This window comes from Bacteroides sp. UBA939 (genome assembly GCF_002293435.1).
Classification (GTDB): Bacteria; Bacteroidota; Bacteroidia; order Bacteroidales; family Bacteroidaceae; genus Bacteroides.
Genome location: NZ_DBDF01000058.1, coordinates 26,035 through 32,813 on the forward strand (window position 1 = coordinate 26,035; position 6,779 = coordinate 32,813).

General features: G+C 45.2%; 7 protein-coding genes. 2 read left to right on the top strand and 5 right to left on the bottom strand.

Going from position 1 to position 6,779, the window contains the following annotated elements:
* Positions 1-160: 160 nt before the first annotated feature.
* A complete protein-coding gene (locus tag B2Z67_RS04025; protein ID WP_291528536.1) occupies positions 161-1,102 on the top strand; it encodes a tRNA-dihydrouridine synthase family protein in 942 nt (313 codons plus the stop codon).
* Between the two features lie 25 nt (positions 1,103-1,127).
* Here B2Z67_RS04025 and B2Z67_RS04030 read toward each other — a convergent pair whose 3' ends face one another.
* Positions 1,128-1,643: a DUF4348 domain-containing protein gene (locus B2Z67_RS04030; RefSeq protein ID WP_291528537.1), complete on the bottom strand. Its 516-nt coding sequence runs from the start codon at positions 1,641-1,643 to the stop codon at positions 1,128-1,130.
* 129 nt (positions 1,644-1,772) lie between these two features.
* Positions 1,773-2,465 (bottom strand): hypothetical protein, encoded by a 693-nt coding sequence (locus tag B2Z67_RS04035; protein ID WP_291528538.1) that lies wholly within the window; start codon positions 2,463-2,465, stop codon positions 1,773-1,775.
* 14 nt (positions 2,466-2,479) lie between these two features.
* On the opposite strand from B2Z67_RS04035, the gene B2Z67_RS04040 reads away from it, so the two are divergent.
* The gene (locus B2Z67_RS04040; RefSeq protein ID WP_291528539.1) at positions 2,480-2,776 is read left to right on the top strand and encodes a hypothetical protein; all 297 of its coding nucleotides are present in this window, start codon (positions 2,480-2,482) and stop codon (positions 2,774-2,776) included.
* A gap of 9 nt (positions 2,777-2,785) precedes the next feature.
* On the opposite strand, the gene B2Z67_RS04045 is transcribed toward B2Z67_RS04040, so the two are convergent.
* The 3 genes from B2Z67_RS04045 to B2Z67_RS04055 form a co-directional block, all read right to left on the bottom strand.
* The gene (locus B2Z67_RS04045; RefSeq protein ID WP_291528540.1) at positions 2,786-3,502 is read right to left on the bottom strand and encodes a hypothetical protein; all 717 of its coding nucleotides are present in this window, start codon (positions 3,500-3,502) and stop codon (positions 2,786-2,788) included.
* Between the two features lie 376 nt (positions 3,503-3,878).
* Entirely contained in the window at positions 3,879-4,748 is an 870-nt protein-coding gene (locus tag B2Z67_RS04050) for a hypothetical protein (protein WP_291528541.1), read from the bottom strand.
* Between the two features lie 23 nt (positions 4,749-4,771).
* Entirely contained in the window at positions 4,772-6,439 is a 1,668-nt protein-coding gene (locus B2Z67_RS04055) for a C10 family peptidase (RefSeq protein ID WP_291528542.1), read from the bottom strand.
* Between the last annotated feature and the right edge of the window lie 340 nt (positions 6,440-6,779).

The window sequence follows — 6,779 nt, forward strand, 5'->3', positions numbered from 1 at the left end:
ATTAGTGATTAGGGGTTAGTGATTAATGATTAAGGCTTAGTGATTAACCCGCACTAATCACTAATCACTAAGCCTTAATCACTAATTACTAAACTTTAATCACTCCTCACCTCCCTATCAACCAGAATGATTACCTTTGCGGGAAATTGAACAAATCTATATGCACAACGTTCTTCCCATCCACTTCGCCCCGCTGCAAGGCTATACCGAGGCAATCTATCGCCAAGCCCATGCACGCATATTCGGCGGCATAGAGAGTTATTATACCCCTTTCGTACGTGTAGAACACGGTGAAATCCGGCGGAAAGACATGCGGGAGATTATCCCGGAAAACAACCGGGGAGTAAACCTCATACCCCAACTCATTGCACCAGAACCGGACAAGATGGAGCAGATAATCGCCCTATTCATCGAGAAAGGTTACAAAAGGGTGGACATAAATCTGGGGTGTCCTTTCCCCATTCTTGCCAAGCGGCACAATGGTTCGGGTATGTTACCGTATCCCGAGGAAGTACGCAACCTGCTGACTACCGCCATAGAGAAGCATCCCGATATGCAGTTCTCCGTAAAGATGCGGTTGGGTTGGGAGAATCCGGAAGAATGCCTGGCTTTACTCCCCTTGCTGAACGAACTTCCCCTGACACACATCATCATGCACCCGCGACTGGGAAAACAGCAATACAAAGGAGAAGTAGACCTGACAGCCTTTGAAGCTTTCTACAACGAATGCCGCCATCCGCTGATTTATAACGGTGACCTGCTCACAGCGGAAGACATACACACCATCTCCGGACGCTTCCCACGCCTGGCAGGAGTCATGATAGGACGCGGGCTGCTTGCCAATCCGGCACTGGCATCGGAATACCGGCAGGGGCATTCGCTCTCTGACGAGAAAATAAAGGAAAAACTCAGATCATTCCATGCTGATTTATTTGCGCAATACGGCAATCTCCTGGAAGGAGGAGACAGGCAGTTGCTCATGAAAATGAAAAGCTTCTGGGAATACATGATGCCGGATGGCGACCGCAAAGCGAAGAAAGCTATTCATAAAGCCAACAAGCTGGAAACTTACCAGACAGCGGTGAATAACTTATTGAAGTGAGATGGTATGACTTAGCATACTCTTATCAAGGATACATTTCCTCAAAAGCCTTATTCTCTTCCGCTATCGTACTGATGGTTTCTTCCAGTTCGCTGACAGGAAGGTCGAAGTTGTACCAATCGGTGTAGCAATCGGTGACGTACCACTTCCCCCCTATCAGTTCGAACACCACGCGAAGGGAGGCTTCCGATTCATCATAGCCTGCTTCAAACTCTTTGTGCATAGGGTCATTCACGGTGAAACGGGAAACATAAACGCCGCCCTCTTCGTCAGCGATACGTTCTTCCGTAAAGATGTCTTCGCCCAGTAACGCCCACTTCTCGCGTGTAAACGGAAAAGTCTTCTCCGTCTCACCATCATCCTCTAACAGGGCAATGGGGGTTTTCAACGGAAACTTAATACGGGAATACTGGAAAGAGGCACTGGAAGTGAATTTCTTGAGGAATGCATGGAAATCCTCATTAGCTGCGGCAGCACGACCACCGGTGGTCGTCAGCATTAGTACCGCAAAAAGACAAAATACAAAACGAATTGCTTTCATCTATTTACAATGGCAAAAAGGTTTATAAATCAAGGGCAAAGATACAAAGAACCTTCTTAAAAACTGCAAAGTGTAGATGAATAAAGTTAAATCAACCGGTCATTAGTTGCCCCACGTCCAGTTTTTACCCTACGCGGAGAGATAGGCGTTGATATTCGCTATCGCGTTGCTGTAATAAGGTGGCGAGCCGAAGGAGTAGTAGGCGCTACTGTAGTCGATACCCATGAAGCGGATTTTGCCCGGTGTGCCGCCGGTGCGGGCGGGCAACGAGGCTATCACCGCATCTATCGCCGCCCGGCTCTGGACCAGGTCGAGCGAAGTGATGAGACACCTATGATAGCCGCCTTCGATTCTTGTCAACTCAGTGTTGGCCGACACGTCAAGCGCGCTGAGTGGATTGCCCCCGCAGCTCAAATCGGTCAGCCCCGTGAAGTACTCGATGCCCGCGAGCGAGGCGATGTCTTCGCTGTTCACGTTGATATTCCTCACCGTGGCGGCTTCGGCTTCGGAGAGGATGCCGTCGCCGTTAGCGTCCCACGCGGAGCTGCCTGTCATCTGCGCGGTGACGTAGGCGCGGAAGTTCGCATCGGGGAAATTAGCCGCCGTGAGGATGCCGGTGGAAACTGTGATTTCCGTCCAACCGTCGTCGCCCGTTCCGTCGGGGCCGGTGATGAGCACGGCTTCTCCGGCGGTGAGGTCGCCCGTGTAGGTGCGCGTCCACGTCTTACCGGTGGCGGTATTGTGCAGTTCAAAAGTGGTTCCAGCCGTCGCGCCATTGTCGCGCACGAAGAACGACTTCTGCCCCGCCGGATGGTAGGGCATCGCGCGGCCATGGTTTGCCACGTGCCCTGCGCATCGTACTGCAACAGCAGCTTGTTTGTCTCACTGCCGTCGAAGTGGACGAGTATCATATCGCCCTCCGTCCAACCGGGTTTCACGGTGCGGGTTTCGGCCTCGTTGCCTGTATCGGCGTGGTAGGTTGCCGACACCTCGAAACGATAGGTTGCCGGATCAATGGTTTGCGGTGCGTCGTGTACACACCCCGCGAGCGTCAACGCTGCTATGAGTATTGCTGCCGTTCTCTTTATTATATGCTTTGTTTTCATCGTTCTCATTGTTTCAGTCGTTATTAAACAAGTCTGCTACCAGCGAACTTCGTTCTCGCCGCCGAAGCCAACGTCGTTGCCGGGCGCGGTCACCTCACCGTAGTTAATAGTTATTTCCTTGCTCTGCTTGGGCGAAGAACTGTCTTCGACTTTGATTGTCGCCGTGCCTGCGCCGGCAGTCGTGGTCGGGGTACCCGAGATGACGCCCGCTGTGCTGATCGTGATGCCCGTGGGAAGTCCGGTCGCCGTGAACATGTAGGGTGTAGTGCCATCGGACACGCCGCCCGCGACATTGATGTCGGTTATCGCCGTACCGATGGTTGAGGCCGGGATGTCGTAATCCACGTTGTCGGTGAACACGAGCAGGGGTGTTGGTGCATTGACCGTTACGGTCACAACGGAACTACGCACCGTCACCGCGCCCTTTGCGCCCACTTCGCAGAAATAATAGTAAGTCCCCGCCGTGAGCGTGGCCGGGAATGTGTAGGTTGCCAAAGTTGCGCCGTCGAGCTTCGTGCTGCCGGTGTTGTTGGCAGTGGTGTTGCTATACCATTGGTACGTGAGCACCGCTCCTTCGGTGGCGGTCGCCGCGATGGTGAGCGAGCCGGAGATGTTGCCCTCGACGAGTGCTGCCGGAGCAGTCGGCTGTGTACCTATGCTGACGACGGGAACAGGTGGTTCCTTGTCTTTGCCGCAACCGGCAAATAGAAGCGCCGTTCCCACAATGGTTGTGAGTAAAAAATTTCTTTTCATATATTCTATAAATTAAAGGGTTAATTTCACCTTTTTCCGAACCGAATCTACACATAATAGACGAGGGTAAATAATGTTTTCGGGGCCAAGCCACGAAATGGTATACTGCGTCCACAAAGTATACGCTATGGCCTACGAAATGAATTTGATTAAAAAGAAAAAAGAGGGCGTTTACCCTCTTTTTTCTTTATCCTGCATTATTCATAACTCCTATAGCGATAAATCAAAATCTAAGTCATCACAAAAGTTCCCGTGAACAAAAACCGGAGTTTCTATGCACGGAAACAATAGTCTTCACCTACCTGCATTTCACCTACTCATTTATTGGATGAATCAAAATACCAGATAAAGGTCTGTAAAACCTGGACGCTCAATATCAATCTCTACCTTTCACCATAATAGCACCACGACGTGAATCACCTTCTAACACTGTACCATCCGTAAACGTTAGCTTTACGTGGAAGGTATAAGTATCTGTCTTTTCAGGCTTTGCTTCCAAAAAGAAATCCCACCGAGCTTCTGTAAACGGATAATCTTCCAGATTGATTTCAGAGAGTTTGAGACAGCGTATCGACATTGGAGAATTCACAAAATATTCATCACTATAATAAGTTGCAATGTATCTATATGTGCCCGGAGCCGCCATATAGCCATTGTGTACTGTTGCATAAACATCATCAAAAATGATACGGAATAATGAACTCAAATCCGTCCCTGCCGGATAATCACTACCAAAGCTTTTATCCGCAGTAATAACGACTTCTTTTAAAGGAAATACAGTAATGACGACACCCTTTTTATTGCCATAACGACCTCCTATCATTCTATTATACGTGGTATCTCCTACCTCTTCTATATATTTATCGTATTGAATCTGTATATGTCGATAATATGGATTATCATCATTTATTTGCAGATGATTTGGGGACTCAAAAAGTAGAACGGGATAATAGATATTTGTGGGGTAACTGCTCCAATAATCTTTAGCCGGGTAAGTTGCATTGACACTGATACCGATTCCTTCCGGCGAACTTCCATTATCCACTATGTCATATCTTTTATTCTCATCATCTATAGCCATTCCACCGAAACTCCAAATGTCTAATGAATCACACTCAATAAACATATCAATATAGGATTTAAGATAATTAGTGGGCAAAGGAGCCGGATTGTCAATCTCTTCACAAGAAGTAATCATTCCTATCAAGAATGTAGCTACTAACACAAACATGAATTGCTTTCTCATAATCTATAGTTTTATGTTGGATTTTAATTAGGTCTTATATTAGGAACTATTTCTTTTAAGAATCGAAAGTTACCTTCTTCATAAGTTACCGTAGCCCGGGTATCAGATTCTAATCTTTTATCATTAGAATTATAACTACCCTCTACAAAATAACCATTATAATATTTAGGTGGATAGCCTTGTGCTTCCCATCCCCAATTGTGGTGAAGATATTTGGCATAGCTGTAGGTAGTAGTAGTGGTTTGCGATACAATGTTTTGGGTAAGCCTATTTTTAACTGTTATCTGTACAATTTTTGCTTGACGCTGGTTGAGATAGCCGTCGATAACCCAAGTATGTCCTTCCCCGTGTTCACTCCAAGTACCGATAGTTATTCCCAAAAGTTTTATTCTATGCTGAATCTTTTTTGAATATCCGGTTGCAAATACCGGTCGGAGATTGTTTAATGACTGGATTACTTTATTATAATTATAGTCCATTAAATAATCTCCAGTATTATAACCATAAGAACTTAAAAAATTCATAGCATCCTTATCACTTGCACCACTTCCAGTATCTGAGTAATCCATAAATGTTCCTATACCTATTATCTCCATAAGAGTGGAAACTTCACTAACAAAGTTTTGTTCGTCGACAGTTATTGCATTGTTGTCAAGTAATGTATTATCGGTTTCATAATTATGGAATAGTTTCTTACCGTTTGTATTCGGATATTTATTGGGTCTTGCAGTATAACTTCTTAGTAAGGGCCAATTAAATCGATAATTATAAATACTAGCGGGATGCCCCCAATAAGTCATAATTTGGGCTAATGCCACTACAACGCAGCCTGCCGGTGCATTGGTACTACCATGCTTATTCTTTACACGAGCATTAAAAGGAAACTTTTGATTCCATTCTACGGGCAGGAGTGGCTGGAGTCTCTCCGTAGTTTCCCAATTGCCGTAAGTGGTAGTGGTGGTGGTAACTGTTTCAGGGTTAGTAGTAGGTCCTCCTATATTGCCACCACCAACCACAGTAACATTCACATCATATATACGACTCTCCATTTCTTGATTGGAGGGATTATCGAGAGGCAGTCTTGTATTAGCCAAAGAATCCGGAAGCAACTTTTCCAAAATATCATTTTTGATGGAATCTATTCGGTTCTCATAATCAATAATAGAGTTTATGATATATCCTTCGGTCTCCATCAAGATACCTATCAGCCCGGGATTGTCAATCTCTCCCGTCAAGTTACCGTCGGTACAGTAGGTAAGTATGGGAGATTGAATTCGCTTATCTCCTGATACAATAGCATATCCGGCATTATCGTCAAAGTTGAACAGGTAGGCTATCGTATCGGGGATTTCTACTGTTTCTTCGTCAATGGTTCTTGTCACAACCTCCGACATGTCCTGCGAAGGGGGGAGCGCAGTAACAGAACTGATTCTCCGTGGAGATGTTGCCCGTGTAGACACGTCTCCATCAAGAAAGCCAATCACGTCGTTGGCAAATTCCTCGGCTTCGCTCACATCCACTTTGTGGCTGTCGCCACGCATTTGGAATAAGGTAGCGAGTTCTGCATCGGTAAACTCTACAACTACATTGTTTTGAGAATCAACAGGAATTACTAATTCTTCACTCTGGCAGGCCATCATTAAGAGAGACGTCAAGCCTGCAATAACTAAAAGTTTTCTTTCTATGTTCATAATAAAATAGTAACTAATAGTAATATAATATGTGGTTAATTGCCAATCAAGAACTTCAGACTTAGGTATATGATAGTATAGCCCTTTTTCATAGTTAGACTTCTGATTATTGATTCTTAGCTAACAATACATAAACTACGCTCATTAAAGAACTATCTGACATTCTTTAATAATAGAAAATCTAAATATTTTCTACAAATAAAATGATTTAGTTTGAACTTTTAAATACCATGCAATATACTTTAACATAAATTACATCGAACACTTCAATATATGACAAAAACCGTAAACTATCAGATTGACACTTTGTATTTTTAGTCGCCTGAGAATGCGATATTTC